This window comes from Pseudomonas sp. Pso3 (assembly GCF_055393275.1).
Genome location: NZ_AP043687.1, coordinates 3,842,032 through 3,862,683 on the forward strand (window position 1 = coordinate 3,842,032; position 20,652 = coordinate 3,862,683).

Sequence of the window (20,652 nt, forward strand, 5' to 3'; positions counted from 1 at the left end):
GCAGTCATCGGCCGGCGCCGCCAGGGCGGATCCCAGGCTTACTGGGTGGATTTCTCGAAGCGGCGCAACAGCACGTTGCCGCGCTGCACGGCGGCATCCAGCGCCTGCTGCGGAGCCTGCTTGCCGGTCCAGACGCTTTCCAGCTCTTCGTCGATCACCGCGCGGATCTGCGGCATGTTGCCCAGGCGCAGGCCCTTGGTGAAGGCCAGCGGCGGCTTGTTCAGCATCTGCCGGGTGGCGATGTCGGCCCCCGGATTCTTGGTATAGAAGCCCTGCTCGCGGGTCAGGTCGTAGGCCGCCTTGGTGATCGGCAGGTAGCCGGTCAGCTGGTGCCATTCGGCGGCGATCTCCGGCTGCGCCAGGAAGGCGAGGAATTCGGCCACGCCGCGCTTCACCGCCGCATCCTGGCCCTTGAACACCCAGAGGCTGGCGCCGCCGATGATGGCGTTCTGGGGAGCGCTCTTGAGGTCGCCGTCATAGGGCATCATGGCCACACCGAAGTCGAACTTGGCGTAGTGGCGGATGTTGGCCAGCGAGCCGGACGAGGTGGTCAGCATGGCGCAGTCGCCGTTGTAGAACTTCTCCGTGGGTTCGTCCTTGCGACCGACGTAGGTGAAGTCGCCGCGCTTGCCCATCGTCTGCAACAGGGCGATGTGCCTGACCTGCGGCGCCTGGTTGAACTCCAGCACGGCATCGCTGCCCAGATAACCGTTGTCCTGGCTGGCGAAGGGCAGGCCGTTCCAGGCGCTGAAGTTTTCCAGCTGGACCCAGCTCTGCCAGCCGCTGGTATAGCCGCACTTCAGGCCAGCGGCGCGCAGCTTGGCGCTGTCGTCGGCGAGCTCCTTCCAGGTCTTGGGTGGCGCTTCCGGATCGAGGCCGGCCTGCTTGAAGGCCGCCTTGTTGTAGTAGAGCACCGGGGTGGAGCTGTTGAACGGCATGGACAGCAGTTGACCGGTCTTGGCGTCGCTGTAGTAGCTGGCGACGGTGGGTACGAAGCCCGCTTCATCCAGCTTCACGCCCGCATCCTTGAACACCTGGTAGACCGGCTCGATGGCGTTGGACGCCATCATGGTCGCGGTGCCCACTTCGTAGACCTGCAGGATGGCCGGCGGCTTGCCGGTCCGGAAGGCGGCGATGCCAGCCGCCAGATTCTGCTCGTAGTTGCCCTTGTACACCGGCTGCACCTGGAATTCCGGGTGCGTCTGGTTGAAGCGCTGCGCCAGGGAGTCGACCTCCTTGCCAAGCTCCGCATCCATCGAATGCCAGAAGGGAATGGGCGTCGCCGCCCATACCGGGCCACCACTCAGCAGCCCGAGTACCACACCCAACGTCATACCACGAAGCGAAGCCTGCATGTCCGTACCGCCCTTGTCGAAGGTCCAGGAATCGAAAGCGCGAAAACGCGCCTCCCGTGTTCGGAAGGCAACATGCCAGGGAAAGATGACAGTCAGGCTACAGTGAAGGCCGCACACGCAATCCCGCCGAAAGGTGCGCCGTAGAGCCATTCAGCGACGAAACCCGGGCGCGCGCGGTGGCAGCCCGACGCGACCAGGTCGCCCCAGCTGCCAGGTACTAGCAGCGACCCGCTGGGGATGACGCCAGCGCCAGTCGCTGCACCAGGCTGGGCACCAGGCTCAGCACGCCCAGCAGCGCCATGCCCAGACCGATCCACAGGGGTGCGCGCAGGCCCTGACCGGCATCGATGGCCGCGCCGCCGGCCCAGGCGCCCACCGCCAGGCCCGCGGTGATCACCGAGGTGTGCAGGGTGTTGACCAACGGACCCGGGGTCGCCGCGGCCATGACCCGGGCGACCATGGCCGGGTTGAGCGCCACCCCGGTCAGGCCGATCAGCGCCAGGGCCAGCAGGCTGGCGGCGGCGCTGTCGGCGCAGCTGACGAAGAGGGCGAAGCCCAGCGCCAGCACCGCCAGACCGACGCCCTGCACCTTGAGGGTGTAGCGATCGGCCAGGCGCCCCACCAGCAGATTGCCCAGCACGTTGGCGAGGCCATATCCCATCAGCAGCCAGGGAATGGTGGTGGCCGCGAAACCCGTCACCTGGATGAGGATGGGCGAGAAGTAGCTGAAGCCGGCAAAGGTCGCGCCGATGATCAGGCCGCTGGTGAGGTAGGCCGCCCAGAGTCTGCCACTGACCAGGGTCCGCAGCTCCCCGCCCAACTGCCCGGCCGCGCGCGCCGGCGCCCGCGGCACGCAGAGGCCGACCAGCAGGGTGCAGCAGGCCGCCAGCAGGGCGACCGCCCAGAAGCTGGCGCGCCAGCCGGCCAGTTGCTCGATCAGTACCGTACCCGGCACCCCGAACACCGGCGCCAGCATGAGTCCGGACAGGATCAGCGAGGCCGCCCGGCCGCGGCGATCCGGCGTGACCAGGTTGGAGCCCAGGGTCAGACAGAGGCCGATGCTGGCGGAGCTGGCGATGCCCATGAGCACCCTCCCCGCCGCCATCACCGGATAGCTGACCGCCAGCGCGGCCACCACGGCGCCGACCAGATAGAGTGCCAGCAGCCACAGCAGTGCCGACTTTTCCGCCAGGCGCAGGGCCAGCAGCAACAGGGTCAGCGGCGGGCCGCCCAGGGCCATGCCCAGGGCATACCAGGAGATCAGATAGCCGATCTGGCCGAGGGAGACACCGAGATCGGCGGCCAGCGCCGGCATCATGCCGGCCACCATGAATTCGGCGGTGGTCAGCGCGAAGATGGTCAGGGCCAGCAGATAGATGAGACGGGGGATGGCGGGTGAGGCAGTCATGACAGGCGAAACATTCCAGAACAGCGGACAGGAGCGGCGGTAGCGGACCGGACGTGCGGACAGGGGGCGCGCATGCCGGAGGTGGGAGCGCAGGCCCAGGGGTCGAGCGGCAAGGCGGCCACCTTAGTGGCTGGGCCAGGGCCCGGTCAAACGCCGGGCCGCCGGGCTAGATGCGGAAATCCTCGGCGATCAGCCCGGCCAGAGAGGCGCAGGCGGGGCTGCGCTCGCCCGGTGGCGAGGCCAGTCGCAACTCGTGCACCGGCAACGCGGGAAAGCCTTCTTCCGGCGTCAGTTCGCGCATCGGCGGGGTCATGCGTGCCCGGTCGGTGATAGCCACCGCCTGCCCCAGTTCGACCGCCGCTTCCAGCGCCGAAGAGGCGGCGCTGGTCACCACCGCATGCCAGCGCCGGCCCTGGCGGATCAGCAGGTCGATGCCCAGTTCGCGATAGCTGCAGCCCTCGCCGTGCAGCGCCAGGGGCACGCTGGCCTCCGCGCTCAGTTGCAGCCCGGGACCGGCGACCCACACCGGCTGGGTATGGCCGAATCTCTGGCCGTCCGCCCGGTCGGTGCGGGGCGGTCCCACCAGCAGCGCCAGGTCCAGCAGGCCCTGGCCGAGCCAGCGCCGCAATTGGCTGCTGTTGCCGGTGAGCACCTCCAGGACGATTCCGGGATGCTCGCCCTGCAAGCGCGGCAAGACGGCCTTGAGCAGGCGCGCGGCATAGTCCTCGGCCACGCCCAGGCGCACCTCCCCCACCACCGGCTGGCCGGTGAGACCGGCGAGGATGCGGTCATGGGTCTGCAACAGGTCGGCGGTCTCCAGCAGCACGCGGCGTCCGAGCGGGGTCAGGGTCACGGCCTGGTTGTCGCGCTCGAACAGCCGGCCGCCGGTCTGCTCTTCCAGCCGGCGGATCTGGCTGCTCACCGCCGAGGGGCTGCGATTGAGCTGCAGCGAGGCGGCGCGAAACTGTCCCAGCCGCACGATGGTGTGGAAGGTACGCAGGACATCGATATCGAGGGGAGCGGGCATGATGCGTTTTTATCGAACCATAGCTACCGATAATGTCGTTTGAGTGTATTACCACCCTAGGCCAGGCTCAAGGCATCCCGTCAGCTGGAGTCCGCTCATGCCTGCCATCCTGTCTTCCCCCCTGCTGCGCCAACTCGCCCTGGTGCTCTGCTGGAGCGCCGGTTTCGTCGGCTATCGCTATGCCGCGGACCAGGCCCCTACCCTGCTGGTGACCTGCTGGTGACCTGCTGGCGCCTGCTGCTGGCCGCCCTCCTGCTGCTGCCCTTCGCCTGGGCCGAGGTGCGGCGCTTGCCGCTGAAGATCATCGGTCAGCAGGCGGGCATCGGCGTGCTGGCCTTTGCCGGCGCGGTAGGACCGGCGGCCAAGGCCATCGAACTGGGCGTCTCACCCGGGCTGGCGGCGCTGCTGTCGGATCTGTCGCCGCTGCTGGTGGCGCTGGGCTGCTGCCTGCTGCCGGGCCAGCGCACCAACGGCCGCCAGTGGCTCGGCCTGGGCCTGGGCCTGACGGGCGTCCTGCTGGCCACCGGCGCGGGACTGGGTTTGGGCGTGGCCCCCGCCTGGGCCTATGCCTTGCCCCTGGGCAGTGCCCTGGCCCTGGCGCTGGCGACCCTGGTGCAGAGTCGCCTGCCGCCGAGTCGACTGGCGCTGCGGACGCAGCTGTTCATCCAGCTCGCGGCCAGCAGTCTGGTGATGCTGGGGGTGGCCGGGGTGGAAGGCCCGCTGACGCCACCGCTGACCCTCGGCTTCGCCCTGGCGGTGCTCTGGCTGCTGATCCCGACCCTGCTCGGCTTCGGCCTCTACTGGCTGTGCCTGCGTCAGGGCAGCCCGCAGGCGGTGAGTGGCGCGCTCTACCTGAGTCCGCCGGTGGCACTGCTCTGGGCCTGGGCCTGCTTCGACGAACCCCTGGCGCCGGGCATGCTGCTCGGCCTGCTGTTCGCCCTGGCGGGATTGCTGTGCCTGAATGCGGCGGAGCGGACCCGGCAACCGGAGCCGGCGCTGGGCGGGTGACTCTCTGAGGAGGGTGCGATGCCGACGGTCGTCAGCATCGGCGAAGGCCTCGTGTGGCGAGGCCGGCGGGCGATCAGGCCTTGTCGTCGGCCTGTTCGTCGTGGTCCTTGAGCGCGGGTTTCTTGCCCGGTTGCGGCGCGTGCTCGGCATCGGGTGCGATGTCCTCGCCCTGATGCTTCTTTTCCTGCTGCACTTTCTTGTCGTGGGCGACGTTACGTGGATCGGTCATGGCATTTCCTCGCTCGATAGGACAGTCAGCCCCTTCGCCGCAGCACGCAGGCCGAGATGCCCGGGGTGAAGTTTCGAGCGAGACGGCGCGGAGCCGTTCCGGTACGCCGACGAAACGCTCTGAGGCGGGCCCTTCCGGCCGCTCCGCGCGCGTGATGCGGGCCTGCTGCAGCCTAGTATTTGAGCCGCCGCTCCTTGGACGGCGGATAGCCGAAGTAGGCCGAATACCTCTTGCTGAAGTGGGTGACCGAGGTGAAGCCGCAGGCCACCGCCACCTCCAGCACCGACAGGGTGGAATGCTGCAGTAGGCGGCGCCCCTCGGTGATGCGCAACTCCAGGTAATAGCGCATGGGCGCGGTATCGAGCTGTTCGCGAAACAGTCGCTCGACCTGGCGCCGCGAGCGACCGGCGTAGTCGCACAGCTGCTCGATGGTGAGGGGCTCCTCGATGTTGGCCTCCATCAGGGTCACCACCTCGCGCAGCGGCGGGGTCATCTGCACCTTGAGCGTCGGATTGACCTGGCGAAAGCGCGATTCCTCGAAGGCCAGGATGTTAACCAGGCCATCGGCCAGGGCGCTCCCGCACTGGGCGCCGATCCATTCGAGAAAGAGGTGGAAGGCGCCGCTGGGACTGGCCGCGGTGAGCCGATCGCGATCCAGCACATGGCTTTCCGCCGAGGTCTTGCACCCGCGCACCCGTTCGCTGAAGGCGCTGCGCTGTTCGGGATGGATGGCGCAGCGATAGCCGTCCAGCAGCCCGGCCTGGCCCAGTTGCCAGGCGCCGTTCCACAGGCCGCAGAGGGTCACCTGCTGCCGGGCCACGCGCAGCAGCAGCGCCTTGAGCCGTGGATCCAGTTCCAGCGGCGTCCGCAGGCCGCCGCAGACCACCAGCAGGTCGAAGCGGGCGCCCTCCGCCGCACGGTAGTCGCCGTCCGGGCGGATGACGATGCCGAGGTCACTGAGTACCTCGGCGCCGGTCGGGCTGTAGGTGCGGGTGGCGAAGGTGCCGGCGGCCAGCAGGTTGGCGGTGACCAGGGTATCCAGCGCCTGGGTAAAGGACGGCAGGGAAAAGTGATCGAGCAGGATGAAGCCGACCAGCCGGGAAAATTCCGGCCGCGGTCGCATCGACTGCAATTGCAGGTAGTTCTTGCCCTGGATACCGCTGCCAAAGGTTCTGGAATCGATCACGCTACGCTGCCTGCTGGGACCCTGGGCCATGCTAGCCGAAGCGCGGCCCGGCGATGATCGGACTGCGACAGCGGCGCACCGACGACCGCCATCCCACCTGACGCCCTTAGCCTGCTAAGCTTCGCCGCTTTTTTGCCACCTGCCCGTGCAGGTCGCCGCAGCCGGTGGGTGCACCGCCCTGCGCCCCATGACCGTGAATGGCCGCCAGAGCCAACGTCCGGCCCCTTCAACTGCCAGCTGGAAACCCCATGTCCACCGCCTCTCCGAGTCTGCAGCGCCGGCTCAAGCCCCGTCACCTCAACATGATCGCCATCGGCGGCTCCATCGGCACCGGCCTGTTCGTCGCCTCCGGCGCCACCGTGGCCACCGCCGGTCCGGGCGGCGCCCTGGCGGCCTATGCGCTGATCGGCCTGATGGTCTATTTCCTCATGACCAGTCTCGGCGAGATGGCCGCCTACCAGCCGGTGTCGGGTTCCTTCTCCATCTATGGCAGTCGTTTCGTCGAAGACGGCTTCGGCTTCGCCCTTGGCTGGAACTACTGGTACAACTGGGCGGTGACCATCGCCGCCGAGCTGGTGGCGGCGCAGCTGGTGATGGGCTTCTGGTTTCCCGAGGTGCCGGGGCTGCTCTGGAGCGCGCTGTTTCTCGGCCTGATGTTCCTGCTCAATGCGGTATCGGTGCGCGGCTTCGGCGAGAGCGAATTCTGGTTCGCGCTGATCAAGGTGACCACCGTGGTGGTCTTCATCGGCCTGGGCCTGGCCGCCATCCTCGGCATCTTCAGCGGCATCGAGCCGCCGGGGCTGACCGTCTTCACCCAGGGCGAGGCGCCCTTCGTCGGCGGTCTGCAGGCCATGGTCGGGGTAGCCATGATCGCCGGCTTCTCCTTCCAGGGCACCGAGCTGATCGGCATCGCCGCCGGTGAATCGGAAAATCCGCGCAAGAACGTGCCCATCGCCATCCGCCAGGTGTTCTGGCGCATCCTGATGTTCTATGTGCTGGCGATCTTCGTCATCGGCATGCTGATCCCCTACACCGATCCGCGACTCCTGCAGAACGACGCCACCGACGTCTCCGTCTCGCCGTTCACCCTGCTGTTCGAGCGCGCCGGCCTGGCCTTCGCCGCCAGCCTGATGAACGCGGTGATCCTTTCGGCGGTGCTCTCCGCCGGCACCTCGGGCATGTATGCCTCGACGCGGATGCTGCACAGCCTGGCCGAACAGGGCAAGGCGCCGCGCCTGTTCGCCCGCGTCGCGCGCAATGGCGTGCCGCGCAACGCTCTGCTCGCCACCACCGCGGTGGGCGCCCTGTGCTTCTTCACCTCCCTGGTGGGCGACAAGGCGCTCTATGGCTGGCTGCTCAACACCTCGGGCATGTGCGGCTTCATCGCCTGGCTGGGCATCGCCGTATCCCACTATCGCTTCCGCCAGGGCTACCTGGCCCAGGGTCGCCGCCTGGAAGACCTGCCCTATCGCGCCAAGCTGTTTCCCTTCGGACCGCTGCTGGCCTTCGCCCTCTGCCTGGTGATCACCCTGGGGCAGAACTATGCCGCCCTGTTCGGACCGAACGGCGTGGACTGGCTGGGTCTGGCCGCCACCTATATCAGCCTGCCGCTGTTTCTCGCCGTCTGGCTCGGCTATCGCGTAAAGCACCGCAGCCGCCTGGTGAAGCTCAGGGACATGGACGTCAGCCCGAGCGGCGACTGAACGACCCTCCGCGAAACCCGCCGCGCCGGCTGCGCCCGGCGGGTCCCGTGCTAGCATCCTGGCCTTTACGGTCGATTCGCCAGCGCTGCCATGGGCACCCTCGCCTCCCAACTGATTCCCGACATCCTCACCTACATCGCCTCGCACCAGCTGGCGGTGGGCACCCGACTGCCCGAGCGCGCCCTGGCCGAACGCCTGCGGGTGTCGCGTTCGCCGGTGCGCAGCGCCCTGCAGCAGATGGCCGACCGGAGCCTGCTGGCGCGGCATCCCGAGGGCGGCTTCGCCGTGGCCGCCGCGGCCCTGAACGCCACGCCCCAGGCGCGCGAGGAGGTCTCCGCCAGCGAGCGGCTGTACCTGACCATCGCCCGCGATCGCATCGAGGGCGAGTTGCCGCTCAAGGTCACGGAAAACGAGCTGATCCGCCGCTACCAGGTCACCCGCGGGCAACTGGCCGACATCTTGAGGCGCATCGTCCAGGAAGGCTGGGCCGAGCGCCTGCCGGGCTACGGCTGGAGTTTCGTCGAAGGCCTCACCTCGCCCGATGCCTATGCCCAGAGCTACCGCTTTCGCCTGCTGCTGGAACCGGCCGGCATCCGTGAAGCCGACTTCACCCTGGATGCCGAGGCCTTGCGGCGCTGCCGCGACGAGCAGGCGCTGCTGGCCGCGGGCCGGGTGTTCGAGGCTTCGCCGGCGGAGATCTTCGACGCCAACACCCGCCTGCACGAGACCATCGCCCGCTGCTCGGGCAATGCCTTCATCCTCGATGCGCTGCGCCGGCTCAATCGCCTGCGCCGGCTGATCGAATACCAGAAGTCGGTGGATCGCGAGCAGGCCCAGCGCCGCTGCCAGGAGCACTTGCAGCTGATCGATCTGCTGCTGGTGGACCGCCGTGAAGAGGCCGCGGTCTTCATGACCCGGCACCTGGGCAATGCGCTGCAGGAAAAGCAGACGGCGCCGGCGCGCTGAGCCTGCGGCGCCAGGGGCCTGCCCGTCAGGACGCGGGAGCGTTAGACTGGCCGACTTTTCCCGTTACCCGAGTCCGCCATGCCGATCCGTCACGCCATCGTCCATCTGATCGACAAGAAGCCCGACGGCCAGCCCGCGACCCTGCACGCGCGGGACGCCGAACTGGCCGACTCCCAGGCCATCGAGAATCTGCTGGCCGATCTCAACGACAGCTACAACGCCAAGCCCAACAAGGCCTGGGGCCTGTTCCACGAGGAATCCGGCGCCTATCCCTTCAGTGGCTGGCTGCATGCCTATCTGGAAGGCGAACAGGATTTCGTCGCCTTCAGTCGCCAGGCGGTGGAGCACCTCAAGGGCCTGATGGAGAGCAGCAACCTCTCCACCGGCGGCCATGTGCTGTTCGCCCAGTACCAGCAGGGCATGACCGACTACCTGAGCATCGCCCTGCTGCACCACAGCGAGGGGGTGACCGTCACCGAAAAGCTGGAAGTGGCGCCGGCCAAGCACCTGGACCTGGGCCAGCTGCACCTGGCGGCGCGCATCAACCTGTCCGAGTGGCGCAACAACAAGCAGTCGCGCCAGTACATCTCCTTTATCCGTGGCAAGGGCGGCAAGAAGGTCTCGGACTACTTCCGCGACTTCATCGGTTGCCAGGAAGGCGTCGACGCCAAAGGCGAGACCCGTACCCTGCTCAAGGCCTTCAGCGACTATGTGGAGAGCGAGGACCTGCCGGAAGAGGCCGCCAAGGAAAAGACCGACACCCTGGTGGACTACGCCAGCAGCCAGGCCAAGCGCGGTGAGCCCATGGCCCTGGACGCCCTCTCCGAGTTGATGGACGACGAGGCGCCACGCGCCTTCTACGACTACATCCGCAACAAGGATTACGGCCTGGCGCCGGAGATCCCGGCGGACAAGCGCACCCTCAACCAATTCCGCCGCTTCACCGGCCGCGCCGAGGGACTGTCGATCAGCTTCGAGGCGCACCTGCTGGGCTCGCGCATCGAATACGACGAAGGCCAGGATGTGCTGATCATTCGCGAGGTGCCGACCCAACTGAAGGACCAGCTCAAGCGGCGCAAGGACTAGGTTCTGTACGAAAAATGCCTGCGCTCGGTGATGCTTCGTTGAAAAAGGCCTGGATCGCCAGTCCGATCGGAATGCTCATTTACCGCTCGTAAACTCGAGCGCGAGTCCGATCCGCTTCCTCAGCCTTTTTCGCGGGGCCGCCTAGGCCTCGCCTGACCTTCGCTCGGCGCTTTTTGGTACAGAACCTAGCGACCGCCTGGCCCCTGGACACCCGGGGTTGCAAACGCGGTCACCGATCGGGCGCCCCCGGCTGGACAGCGGCCGGCCAAAGGGGGCACAAGATGTCCCTTCTTTTCCCTCTCTGCCGAAAAAGTCGAAATCATGAGCCAGTACCCCTTCGAACGCCGCATCGTCATCACCCTGCAATCGAACAACGAACTGACGCTCGACGCCGCCCTCGACCAGGCCGTGTCGCGCATCAAGCAGGGCGAGATCCACGGTGGCGACGAAGGCCTGGCCACTGCCTACAGTTTCCATGTGGACACCGTGGCCGAAGGCCCCTCCGGTCCGGTGGACCTGGGCGAGTACCTGGGCCGCCCGGCCACCAAGGCCGAGCAGAGCGTGGTGGACGCCGGCGTGGTGCCGCGCTTCCGCCTCGGCCAGAGCGTGGCCGTGCAGGTCGGCAATGGCGAACCCAAGCCCAGCAGCATCCAGGAAGTGCGCCTCTTTCCCCAGGTGGAAGGTCCCTGCTGGCTGTACCTGGTGGAAGAGCGCGTTCATCGCGACTACCTGCCGGCGAAGAAGCTGCGGGCGATCTGAGCGACGCCACGATGTTGGGCTTCGCTGGCGCTCAGCCCAACCTACCGCCCCGGAGGTTGGACTGAGACAGCTTCATCGTCGAAGCCCAACAGGCAGACCTGAGCCCAACAACCCTACTCACCCGAACGCGGCGATCTGGCGATAGAGCGACAGCGCCGGCGCGGCTGTCGTGCCGGTCATCTGGGTGAGGATACTGCCATCCAGCGCGGTGTTTGCCCCTGCGCCCTGTCCGTCCGTAGTCAGCACCGTCCACTGGGGTGCACCATCGGCACCGGTGCTGACGTTGAAGGTCGGCGCCGATAGCTGGGCGGTTTCCTGAGCGGCAGCGGTCGCCACGCCGCTGGGGCTCAGGCTATCGATGAGCTGGCTGCTCAACTGATTGGGTTGCCAATCCGGCATGCCGGGATTCAGCGTACCGAGGATGCCGGCGTCTTCCGTGGCGGTGGGTGCCCAGTTCCAGGACGCGGCACCCTGATCCTGCGGGGAGAGCCCGGAGAAGGCCACATTGGCCGCATCGGTGCCACGTTGCGCGCCCTCGAAATAGGCGAGCTGACGTTCAGCCGAGGTGAAGGTGCCGGAATCGTCGCTGGCGATACGCGCCAGGCTGTTGCTGTCCAGGTTGGCGAAGGGATCCTGCGTGGAGGCATCGGCATAGCGACTGTCGTCATGGTAATAGCTCACCAGCAGGTGATTGGCCGCCTGCTTCGCCAACTGGATACGGTCGGGACTGGCCCCCTCGGGCATCTCGCCGAGCACGGCGGCATCGGTACCCTGGCTGCGGATCTGCTGCTGGAGAATCTGCATGAAGCCGTCGAGATCGGCATTGCCGTTCGATTGCCCCGGCAGCAGACCGGCGATCAACTGGGCGGCAGGCGACAGGTCCACGGCGACGGCGCTGCCACTGGACGCAGCACCAGTCTGGCCACTGTCGGCCGCCGAGGTAGTCGGATTGCCCGTCGCGCCTGGACGGGCAGGTTGGGTGCCTGCCGTTGTCGCCTGCATCTGGCTGTCGATCGCCATCACGTCTGCACCCTCCGGCCGCCCGGGCGGCTCGCCTCAGCCTCCTTTATGCCAGGGCAACCTTAGGCTTTGCTTAGCGGCGGACGGACCCGGCAAGGGCGGCGCGACGACCCTAGGCCCGACGCTCCCAGACCTCGCAGGCATAGGCGGGACGGTCGTCTTCGGCGGCATGCTGCTGCCGCGAGACGAGTTCCCAGTCGGCCTCGTTCCAGGCGGGAAAGAACACGTCCCCGTCCGGCGCCAGGGCGACGCGGGTCAGGTAGAGCCGCTGGGCCAGCGGCAGGGCGTCGGCGAACAGTTGGGCGCCGCCGATCAGCATGATCTCGCTGGCCTCGCGTTCCCGGGCCCAGGCCTCGGCACGCTCCACGGCAGCGGCCAGCGACGTCCGCACCTCGGCACCTTCGGCCGCCAGATCAGTCTGACGGGAGACCACCAGATTCAGCCGACCCGGCAGCGGGCGGCCCAGGGAGTCCCAGGTCTTGCGACCCATGACCAGCGGCTTGCCGAGGGTCACGGCCTTGAAATATTTGAGCTCCGCCGGCAGGTGCCAGGGGAGACGATTGTCGATGCCGATGACGCCGTTGTCGGCCACGGCGACGATCAGGCTCAGGGGGAGAGAGGTTTTCATGGAGACAGAGCATAACAGAGGCGTTAACAGCCAGGGCGCCAGGGACTATGCTCGGCGTTTTTGCCGCAAGGGCGCCGACGCGTGACCGCAACCCCCTCTCCCGCCTTCGAGGATCTCTGGCTCACCGAAGCCCTGCGCCTGACCGAAGAAGACAGCGGCCCGCTGGAAGACGCCGAGGCCAATCGCCAGGCACGCGCGGCCGGCGGTCCCTTCGAGGCGCGACTGGTGACGCGCGCCCGCCTGCTCGGTCAGCGCGACGGTCTGCTGGCGGCACGGCGTCGCTGGCGCCAGGGCGCGCTGCTGGCCGCCTGGCTGCTGGGCATCGTGGCGCTGTTCTGCGGCGCGGGTCTCGCCGCCGGGGCGCTGGGCGACGGTAGTCGTCCGGTCAATGTGTTCTGGGCGCTGGGCAGTCTGCTCGGCCTCAACCTGCTCAGCCTGCTGGTCTGGGCCCTTGGCCTGCTGGGGGGTGGCCGGCAGTTGGCCTCGCCGCTGGCACGCCTCTGGCTGTGGCTCTCCGGCCGCCTGGCGCGGGATGCCCGCGCCCTGCACCTGGGTCCGGCGCTGGTCGGGCTGCTCGGTCGCGCCCGCCTGCTGCCCTGGGCGCTGGGCGGTCTGGTCCACGGCCTCTGGCTGCTGATCCTCGGCAGTGCCCTGGCGACCCTGCTGGCGCTGCTTTCCGGACGCAGCTATCTGTTCGTCTGGGAGACCACCCTGCTCGGCAGCGACACCTTCGTGCTGCTGACCCAGGCGCTCGGCGCCCTGCCCCAGCTGCTGGGCTTTCCACTGCCCGACCCGGCCAGCATCGCCGCCAGTGGCGATGCCGCCAGCCCTCTGGCCGCGGCACGCCAGGCCTGGGCCGGCTGGCTGCTCGGCGTGGTGCTGGTCTATGGCCTGCTGCCCCGGCTGCTGCTCACCCTGCTCTGCCTGTGGCGCTGGCGACGCGGTCGCCAACGGCTGCGGCTGGACGTCGAGCGCCCCGGCTACCAGCACCTGCGCGAACGCCTGCTGCCCACCAGCGAACGCCTGGGCGTGAACGACGCCGCCCCCGCGCAGCTGCCCCAGCAGGATGCCGGGAGCCTGGCCCGCACCGGTGACGAGGCGCTGCTGGTGGGCATCGAACTCACCGACCATACCTGGCCGCCGCCGCTGCCCGAAGGCGTGCGTGACGCCGGCGTGCTCGACGACGGCCAGGGCCGGCGCCATCTGCTGGAACAGCTGACCCGCTATCCGGCCCGCCGCCTGCTGATCGCCTGCGATCCCCGCCGCTCGCCGGATCGCGGTACCCTGACCCTGCTGGCCGAATTGTCGCGCTGCGCCACGGCCACCCGCGTCTGGCTGTTGCCCGCGCCCCTGGGCGGCAAGCTTGATCCGGTGCGCCTGGACGACTGGCGCCAGGCGCTGGATGCCCTGCGCCTGGCACACTGCACCGGCGATCTCGAAGAACTGGCCTGGCTGGAGACGAATCCATGAGCGGCCCCCTGCGCCTGGCGCTGGTCGGTCACACCAATGTCGGCAAGACCTCGCTGCTGCGCACCCTGACCCGCGACGTCGACTTCGGCGAGGTCTCCCATCGTCCCAGCACCACCCGCCATGTCGAGGGCGCGCGGCTGTCGGTGGATGGCGAAGCCCTGCTGGAGCTCTACGACACTCCCGGCCTGGAAGACGCCATCGCCCTGCGCGATTACCTCGAGCAACTGGAGCGCCCCGGCGAACGCCTGGACGCCGCCACCCTGCTCGACCGCTTTCTCGACAGCGTGGAAGCCCGCCAGCGATTCGAGCAGGAGGCCAAGGTGATTCGCCAGCTGCGCGCCTCCGATGCCGGTCTCTATGTGATCGACGCCCGCGAGCCGGTGCTGGCCAAGTACCGCGACGAACTGGCGGTGCTGGCCGGTTGCGGTCGCCCGCTGGTACCGGTGCTCAACTTCGTCGCCGCCGATGGCCACCGCGCCGACGATTGGCGCGCCACCCTGGCCCGCCTCGGCCTGCACGCCCTGGTGCGCTTCGACAGCGTCGCCCCGCCGGCGGACGGCGAGGCGCGCCTCTACGAAAGCCTGGCGACCCTACTGGAAAGCGGCCGCCCGGCGCTGCAACGACTGATCGCCGATCACGCCGAGCAGGCCCGCCGCCGCCATCAGCAGGGGGTGCGGCTGATCGCCGAACTGCTGGTGGACGCCGCCGCCGCGCGGCGCAGCGTGGCGCCTGGCGAAGCCGAGGTGAATACCGCGACCGCCGAGTTGCGCGACGCCCTGCGCACCCGCGAACAGCGCTGCGTGGAAGACCTGCTGCGGCTGTTCGGCTTTCGCCCGGGCGATGCCCACGCCAGCGACCTGCCGCTGCTGGACGGGCGCTGGGGCGACGATCTCTTCAATCCGGAAACCCTGCGCCTGCTGGGCATCCGCCTGGGCGGCGGCGTGGCGGCCGGCGCCGCGGCCGGGGTCGGCCTGGACCTGCTCGCCGGCGGTCTGACCCTGGGCGCCGCCACGGTACTGGGCGCCCTGGCCGGCGGCCTGGCGCAGACCGGCGGCCACTATGGTCGGCGGCTGTTCGGCAAGCTGCGCGGCGGACGGGAACTGTCCATCGACGATGCCGTGCTGCGGCTGCTGGCCGTCCGGCAGCGACAATTGCTGGCGGCGCTGGAAACCCGCGGCCATGCCGCCCAGGGCGCCATCGAGGTGGCCGCCCCCGACGAGCAGCGCTGGCGCGAGGGCAAGCTGCCCGCCGCCGTGCAGGTGGCCCGGGCCCATCCGGAATGGTCGGCGCTCAATCCGCGCCCGCGCCTGCAGGCCGACGACCGCCAGACCCGCATCGACGAGATCGCCGCCGCCCTGGATGCGGACGCCTAGCGGCGCTCCAGCTCGGCGAGAAAGACCGCCACCGTGGCCATGCAGGCTTCGCGTTCTTCCACGTGGGGCATGTGGCTGGAATGCTCGAAGATGCGCCAGCGGGCATCCGGGATGAGTCTATCGAAGGGCTCCACGCAGGCCGGGGTGGCCTCGTCGTGACGCCCGGAGATCAGCAGGGTCGGCACCTGGATCCGCTCGAGCCGCTCGATCACGCTCCAGTCCCTGAGACTGCCGATCACATGGAATTCGGTGGGGCCGTTCATGGCGTGATAGACGGTGGGATCGGCGTCGATGGCGGCGAAGGTCCGCGCCACCTCGGCCGGCAGGGGCTGCACGCGGCAGACATGACGGGCATAGAAGACCTCACTGGCAGCGCGGTACTCCGGCGAGTCGGTGGTGCCGGCGGCCTCGTGGCGCTCCAGGGTGGCCTGCACCTCGGCCGGCAACTCGGTCCGCAGCCCGGCCGCGGCCTCGCGCCAGAGCGCCATGGACGCCGGCGAATTGGCGATGACCAGCCCCCGTAGTCCTTCAGGCTGGCGCACCCCGTGCTCGGCGGCCAGCATCCCGCCCCAGGATTGGCCGAGCAGCACGTACTGGCGGATACCCAGGTGGCGCAGCAGGTTGTCTAGCTCGTCGAGAAACAGCGCCACCGTCCAGAAGCCGGGGTCTATTCCGCGCAGGTGGGTGGAGCGGCCGTTGCCCAATTGGTCGTAATGCACCACCGGCCAGCCGCGCTCGGCCAGGTCCTTGAAGCTGTCGACATAGTCATGGGTGCAACCGGGACCGCCATGGGCCACCACCAGCGGCAACCGCCCGCTGGCCAGTTCACCGGTGACCCGGTACCAGGTCTGATGGCCGTGGAAATCGGCGTAGCCTTCTTGAACCTGCATGGAAGCCTTCCTCGTCGCGATGGGAACGGGGTCAGGCTAACGGGCGGGTGGGAGGGGGATAACTGGGAAAAGTTGTAGGTTTGGGGCGTTGGGCTGCGTTGCAGTTCTGATCGGCAGCCGGGCTGATTCGCGGCGTTCGATCCCGTCACGCCGGACAGCCCCCTCCCCCGCAAGCGGGAGAGGGGGTAATCCGGTGTGAGGGATAAGCCTCCTACGAAAGGGCAAACCCCGCGTAGGGTGGATGACGGCGCAGCCTCATCCACCGAAACACCCAAGACGTCAGTGCGACTTGAGCCCCGCCGCCGTCAGCACCAGGCGCAATACCCAGGCCACCACGCCCAGCGCCACCAGGCTGCAGGCCCAGATGCCGGCCATCCAGGCCAGCCGCTGCCAGAGCGGCTTGTTGTCCGCGGGATTGGGTTCGCGCGAGCGGCCGACCATCAGTGGTAGCCCTCCCCCGCGCGTACCTTGCCGCGGAACACGTAGTAGCCCCAGAAGGTGTACATCAGGGTGATGGGGATGATGAACAGGGTGCCGATGAGCAGGAACAGCTGGCTCTGCGGCGGCGACGAGGCCTCCCAGATGGAAACCGCCGGCGGGATGATGTTCGGCCAGAGGCTGATGCCCAGACCGCTGTAGCCGAGGAAGATCAGCGCCAGGGTCAGCAGGAAGGGCGCATGGTGCGAATCCTCGCGCAGGATGGCGCGCAGCAGGGCCAGGGTCACCACGCCGACCAGGATCGGCACCGGCAGGAACCAGACCAGGTTGGGCATGCTGAACCAGCGGGCGGAAATGGCCGCCTGGCTCAGCGGGGTCCAGATGCTCACCACGGCGGTAAAGGCCAGCAGCAGGAACAGCAGCGGCTTGGTCAGGCGGCGCATGGTCGCCTGCAGCGGACCCTCGGTCTTCATGATCAGCCAGGTGCTGCCCAGCAGCGCATAGGCGGCGATCACGCCCAGGCCGCAGAACACCGAGAAGGGTGTCAGCCAGTCCAGCGGACCGCCGACGTATTGGCGATTCTCCACCGGGAAGCCTTCGATGAAGGCACCCAGGGCCACGCCCTGGCAGAAGCTGGCCAGCAGCGAGCCGAAGATGAAGGACTTGTCCCACAGGGCTTCCTTGCCTTCCTGAACCTTGAAGCGGAATTCGAAGGCCACGCCGCGGAAGATCAGGCCGATCAGCATGAAGATCAGCGGCAGGTACAGCGCCGGCAGGATGATCGAGTAGGCCAGCGGGAAGGCGCCATAGAGCCCCGCCCCGCCGAGTACCAGCCAGGTCTCGTTGCCGTCCCAGATGGGCGCCACGGTGTTCATCATGACGTCGCGGTCTTCCTTGCCCTTGACGAAGGGAAAGAGGATGCCGATGCCCAGGTCGAAGCCGTCCATGACCACGTACATCATGAGGCCGAAGATGATGATGATCGCCCAGATCAGCGGGAGGTCGATGCCAGGGATGCCGTTCATGTGCGGTCTCCGGTCAGCTGGTCGGTGGGGTTGTCTTCTTCCAGGCCGCCATCGGCGCCGGACAGCGGACGCTTGGGATGGCGATCGGTGCCCGGACCGCCGGAGGTGGGCAGGTCGCCTTCACCGGTGTGCGGACCCTTGCCGATCATGCGCAGCGCATAAAGAGTGCCGATGCCGAACACGGCGAAATAGACCACCACGAAGGCCACCAGGGTGATGCTCAGCTGGGTGACGCTGTGGTTGGATACCCCGTCCTTGGTGCGCAACAGGCCGTAGACGATCCACGGCTGACGGCCCACCTCGGTGGTGAACCAGCCGGCCAGCAGGGCGATGAGACCGACCGGCCCCATGCAGGTGACCAGGCGCAGGAAGGCGCGGGTCTCGAACAGCTTGCCGCGCCAGCGCAGCCAGGCGCTCCACAGGCCGGCGGCGATCATCAGCATGCCCAGGGCCACCATGATGCGGAACGACCAGAACACCACATAGGCCGGCGGCCGGTCTTCCTTGGGGAAGTCCTTGAGCGCCGGGATCGGCTCGGTGAGGCTGTGCTTGAGGATCAGGCTGCCCAGTACCGGGATTTCCACCTTGAAACGGGTTTCCTCGCGCTCCATATCCGGCCAGCCGAACAGGATCAGCGGGGTCGCTTCGCCCGGGGGGTTCTCCCAGTGGCCTTCCATCGCGGCGATCTTGGCCGGCTGGTGCTCCAGGGTGTTGAGGCCATGGGCGTCGCCGACGAAGGCCTGCACCGGGGCCACCAGCAGGGCCATCCACATGGCCATGGAAAACATCTTGCGCACCGCCGGGTTGTCGTTGCCGCGCAGCAGGTGCCAGGCCGCCGAGGCGCCGACCAGGAAGGCCACCGACAGGTAGGCGGCGATGGTCATGTGTGCCCAGCGGAAGGGGAAGGACGGGTTGAAGATCACCGCCAGCCAGTCCACCGGGACGATGCGCCCATCGACGATCTCGTAGCCGCTCGGGGTGTGCATCCAGCTATTAGAGGACAGGATCCAGAAGGTCGACATCAGGGTGCCGATGGCCACCATCACCGTCGAGAAGAAGTGCAGGCCGCGACCCACGCGATTCCAGCCGAACAGCATGACGCCGAGAAAGCCGGCTTCGATGAAGAAGGCGGTGAGCACCTCGTAGGTCAGCAGCGGACCGGTCACGGCGCCGGCATAGTCAGCGAAGCCGCTCCAGTTGGTGCCGAATTCATAGGCCATCACCAGACCGGACACCACGCCCATGCCGAAGAAGATCGCGAAGATCTTCAGCCAGAAGTGATACAGATCCTTGTAGACGTGGTTGTCGGTCTTCAGCCACAGCCCTTCGAGCACGGCGAGAAAGCTCGCGGTACCGATGGACAGCGCCGGGAAGACGATGTGGAAGGACACGGTGAAGGCGAACTGGATCCGGGCGAGATCCAGGGCTTCGAGGCCGAACATAGCTTTTCCTCTCAGGCACGCCGGCCATCGAGGGTAGCCGGTCGAGTTGACGCTGACCGAGGTTCGAACCTCCGGCGTCGCCTGGGGTTCTAGCGGGACGCTAAAAAGGCGCCACCGCCGCTAGCCCATTGGACCAGGTCGGAAGCTGACGTGGATCAACGTCAGGCTTTAGGATAGACCTCCTCGATACATTTGCTTACGTGGTTGGATGTCGCATCGGGCAGGCTGTCGCACCCCGCAGTTGTATGACGATCAGTCCCCGGGTGGCTTAAGATGCCGCCTCTGTCCCTGCGAGCCCCAGTCATGTCCGGCGATACCCTGCAGCTGCGTCACCACCGTCCCTTCGTCGCCTTCTGGTTCGCCCGCATCTGCACCGCCGGCAGTTTCCAGATGCTCACCGTCGCCATCGGCTGGCACCTCTATTCCCTCACCGGCAACGTGCTCGATCTCGGCCTGGTGGGGCTGGTGGAATTCCTGCCGCGGGTACTGTTCATGCTGCACACCGGGCATGTCGCCGATCGCTACGACCGCCGCCGGGTCGCCGCCCTCTGCCAGACCGGCCAGGGCCTAATCGCCCTGGTGCTGCTGGTGGGCAGCCTCAATCAGGCGGTGACCCGCGAACTGATCTTCATCCTGGCTTTCTGCCTGGGTACCGCGCGCGCCTTCGAACAGCCCACCACCCAGGCGCTGCTGCCCAACATCGTGCCGCCGGCGATCTTTCCCCGCGCCATCGCCGCCGCGGCCTCGGCCATGCAGGGCGCCACCATCATCGCCCCCGCCCTGGGCGGCCTGCTCTATGCCCTGGGCGCCGCCTGGGTCTATGGCCCGGCGCTGGTGCTCTATGGCATCGCCATCCTGCTGGTCTCCAGCCTGCCGGCGCGGCAGACGCCCAGCCAGAAGGAAAAGCCGACCCTGGACAACCTGCTGGCCGGCATCCGCTTCATCAAGAGTCGCCCGGACGTACTCGGCGCCATCTCCCTGGATCTCTTCGCCGTGCTCCTGGGCGGCGCCACCGCCCTGCTCCCGGTGTTCGCCGCCGACATCCTGCTCACCGGTCCCTGGGGCCTGGGCCTGTTGCGCTCGGCGCCGGCCGTGGGCGCCCTGGGCATGTCCTTTCTGCTCGCCTACGTCAGCCTCAATCGCCACGTGGGGCGCATCATGTTCGGTTCGGTCGCGCTGTTCGGCGTCGCCACCATCGCCTTCGGGCTGTCCACCTCGCTGTGGTTCTCGCTGGCCACCCTGGTGGTGCTGGGCGCCGCCGACATGGTCAGCGTGGTGATCCGCAGTTCCTTCGTCCAGCTGGAGACCCCCGATGCCATGCGCGGCCGGGTCAGTGCGGTCAACGGCCTGTTCATCGGCGCCTCCAACCAGCTCGGCGAGTTCGAGTCGGGGGTTACCGCGCACTTCTTCGGCACGGTGCCGGCGGTGGTGCTGGGCGGCGTCGGCACCCTGGTGATCACCGGGGTCTGGATGAAGCTGTTCCCCGGTCTGGCCAGGCGTGACCGGCTGACGGAGCCGCGCCAGGACAGTTGAATCCAGCCCTGCCGCCAACGGGCCATTCATACCTGGGGGATGACCGCTCGGCCCGAAGTAAACTTATCGCGCAAACCTTTAACGCAAAATGTGATCCATGTCACAC

General features: G+C 68.0%; 20 protein-coding genes. 9 read left to right on the forward strand and 11 right to left on the reverse strand.

Going from position 1 to position 20,652, the window contains the following annotated elements:
• Positions 1–38 precede the first annotated feature (38 nt).
• The 3 genes from ugpB to ACZ5R1_RS18065 all read right to left on the reverse strand — a co-directional run bounded on the left by ugpB (position 39) and on the right by ACZ5R1_RS18065 (position 3,790).
• Positions 39–1,334, reverse strand: a complete 1,296-nt coding sequence (gene ugpB / locus ACZ5R1_RS18055) for a sn-glycerol-3-phosphate ABC transporter substrate-binding protein UgpB (RefSeq protein ID WP_464712632.1) — start codon at positions 1,332–1,334, stop codon at positions 39–41.
• A gap of 238 nt (positions 1,335–1,572) precedes the next feature.
• Positions 1,573–2,763, reverse strand: a complete 1,191-nt coding sequence (locus ACZ5R1_RS18060) for an MFS transporter (protein ID WP_115945824.1) — start codon at positions 2,761–2,763, stop codon at positions 1,573–1,575.
• Positions 2,764–2,929: 166 nt separating this feature from the next.
• Entirely contained in the window at positions 2,930–3,790 is an 861-nt protein-coding gene (locus ACZ5R1_RS18065) for a LysR family transcriptional regulator (RefSeq protein WP_027601323.1), read from the reverse strand.
• Between the two features lie 97 nt (positions 3,791–3,887).
• Between ACZ5R1_RS18065 and ACZ5R1_RS18070 the strand changes: the two genes are divergently transcribed.
• Together ACZ5R1_RS18070 and ACZ5R1_RS18075 are read left to right on the forward strand one after the other, a co-directional pair.
• The gene (locus ACZ5R1_RS18070) at positions 3,888–4,013 is read left to right on the forward strand and encodes a hypothetical protein (protein WP_464712633.1); all 126 of its coding nucleotides are present in this window, start codon (positions 3,888–3,890) and stop codon (positions 4,011–4,013) included.
• Positions 4,010–4,798 (forward strand): EamA family transporter, encoded by a 789-nt coding sequence (locus ACZ5R1_RS18075; protein ID WP_464712634.1) that lies wholly within the window; start codon positions 4,010–4,012, stop codon positions 4,796–4,798. The genes ACZ5R1_RS18070 and ACZ5R1_RS18075 overlap by 4 nt, the downstream gene beginning before the upstream one ends.
• A 73-nt stretch (positions 4,799–4,871) precedes the next feature.
• Here the strand turns inward: ACZ5R1_RS18075 and ACZ5R1_RS18080 are convergent, their stop codons facing one another.
• Together ACZ5R1_RS18080 and ACZ5R1_RS18085 are read right to left on the reverse strand one after the other, a co-directional pair.
• Positions 4,872–5,027, reverse strand: coding sequence for a hypothetical protein (locus tag ACZ5R1_RS18080; protein WP_007162553.1), 156 nt, complete (start codon positions 5,025–5,027; stop codon positions 4,872–4,874).
• A 172-nt stretch (positions 5,028–5,199) separates the two neighbouring features.
• On the reverse strand, positions 5,200–6,243 hold the full coding sequence (locus ACZ5R1_RS18085; protein ID WP_181902028.1) for a GlxA family transcriptional regulator: 1,044 nt from the start codon (positions 6,241–6,243) through the stop codon (positions 5,200–5,202).
• A 218-nt stretch (positions 6,244–6,461) separates the two neighbouring features.
• Between ACZ5R1_RS18085 and ACZ5R1_RS18090 the strand changes: the two genes are divergently transcribed.
• The 4 genes from ACZ5R1_RS18090 (at position 6,462) to ACZ5R1_RS18105 (ending at position 10,727) form a co-directional block, all read left to right on the forward strand.
• The gene (locus tag ACZ5R1_RS18090; protein ID WP_115945823.1) at positions 6,462–7,916 is read left to right on the forward strand and encodes an amino acid permease; all 1,455 of its coding nucleotides are present in this window, start codon (positions 6,462–6,464) and stop codon (positions 7,914–7,916) included.
• A 90-nt stretch (positions 7,917–8,006) separates the two neighbouring features.
• Positions 8,007–8,882 carry a GntR family transcriptional regulator gene (locus tag ACZ5R1_RS18095; protein WP_115945822.1) on the forward strand — a complete coding sequence of 292 codons (876 nt, stop codon included), beginning with the start codon at positions 8,007–8,009 and terminating at the stop codon, positions 8,880–8,882.
• 78 nt (positions 8,883–8,960) lie between these two features.
• Positions 8,961–9,968: a nucleoid-associated protein YejK gene (gene yejK, locus ACZ5R1_RS18100; RefSeq protein WP_007162557.1), complete on the forward strand. Its 1,008-nt coding sequence runs from the start codon at positions 8,961–8,963 to the stop codon at positions 9,966–9,968.
• A 321-nt stretch (positions 9,969–10,289) separates the two neighbouring features.
• Complete coding sequence (locus tag ACZ5R1_RS18105) at positions 10,290–10,727, forward strand: hypothetical protein (protein WP_007162558.1); 438 nt, start codon at positions 10,290–10,292, stop codon at positions 10,725–10,727.
• Positions 10,728–10,844: 117 nt separating this feature from the next.
• Here ACZ5R1_RS18105 and ACZ5R1_RS18110 read toward each other — a convergent pair whose 3' ends face one another.
• Together ACZ5R1_RS18110 and ACZ5R1_RS18115 are read right to left on the reverse strand one after the other, a co-directional pair.
• Positions 10,845–11,747, reverse strand: coding sequence for a hypothetical protein (locus ACZ5R1_RS18110; RefSeq protein WP_115945821.1), 903 nt, complete (start codon positions 11,745–11,747; stop codon positions 10,845–10,847).
• 112 nt (positions 11,748–11,859) lie between these two features.
• Complete coding sequence (locus ACZ5R1_RS18115; protein WP_074584983.1) at positions 11,860–12,375, reverse strand: dihydrofolate reductase; 516 nt, start codon at positions 12,373–12,375, stop codon at positions 11,860–11,862.
• A gap of 81 nt (positions 12,376–12,456) precedes the next feature.
• Here ACZ5R1_RS18115 and ACZ5R1_RS18120 point away from each other — a divergent pair, with 81 nt between their 5' ends.
• Entirely contained in the window at positions 12,457–13,845 is a 1,389-nt protein-coding gene (locus ACZ5R1_RS18120) for a DUF2868 domain-containing protein (RefSeq protein ID WP_115945820.1), read from the forward strand.
• On the forward strand, positions 13,842–15,218 hold the full coding sequence (locus ACZ5R1_RS18125; protein WP_007162562.1) for a GTPase/DUF3482 domain-containing protein: 1,377 nt from the start codon (positions 13,842–13,844) through the stop codon (positions 15,216–15,218). The genes ACZ5R1_RS18120 and ACZ5R1_RS18125 overlap by 4 nt, the downstream gene beginning before the upstream one ends.
• Here ACZ5R1_RS18125 and ACZ5R1_RS18130 read toward each other — a convergent pair.
• The 4 genes from ACZ5R1_RS18130 to ACZ5R1_RS18145 all read right to left on the reverse strand — a co-directional run bounded on the left by ACZ5R1_RS18130 (position 15,215) and on the right by ACZ5R1_RS18145 (position 19,013).
• Positions 15,215–16,108 (reverse strand): proline iminopeptidase-family hydrolase, encoded by an 894-nt coding sequence (locus ACZ5R1_RS18130; protein ID WP_007162563.1) that lies wholly within the window; start codon positions 16,106–16,108, stop codon positions 15,215–15,217. The genes ACZ5R1_RS18125 and ACZ5R1_RS18130 overlap by 4 nt on opposite strands.
• Before the next feature lie 279 nt (positions 16,109–16,387).
• Entirely contained in the window at positions 16,388–16,549 is a 162-nt protein-coding gene (locus tag ACZ5R1_RS18135) for a DUF2474 domain-containing protein (protein WP_017640936.1), read from the reverse strand.
• Positions 16,549–17,571: a cytochrome d ubiquinol oxidase subunit II gene (cydB, locus tag ACZ5R1_RS18140; RefSeq protein WP_007162565.1), complete on the reverse strand. Its 1,023-nt coding sequence runs from the start codon at positions 17,569–17,571 to the stop codon at positions 16,549–16,551. Before cydB ends, ACZ5R1_RS18135 begins: the two co-directional genes overlap by 1 nt.
• Positions 17,568–19,013: a cytochrome ubiquinol oxidase subunit I gene (locus tag ACZ5R1_RS18145; RefSeq protein ID WP_007162566.1), complete on the reverse strand. Its 1,446-nt coding sequence runs from the start codon at positions 19,011–19,013 to the stop codon at positions 17,568–17,570. Before ACZ5R1_RS18145 ends, cydB begins: the two co-directional genes overlap by 4 nt.
• Positions 19,014–19,316: 303 nt before the next feature.
• On the opposite strand from ACZ5R1_RS18145, the gene ACZ5R1_RS18150 reads away from it, so the two are divergent.
• Complete coding sequence (locus ACZ5R1_RS18150) at positions 19,317–20,546, forward strand: MFS transporter (RefSeq protein WP_007162567.1); 1,230 nt, start codon at positions 19,317–19,319, stop codon at positions 20,544–20,546.
• Positions 20,547–20,652: the final 106 nt, after the last annotated feature.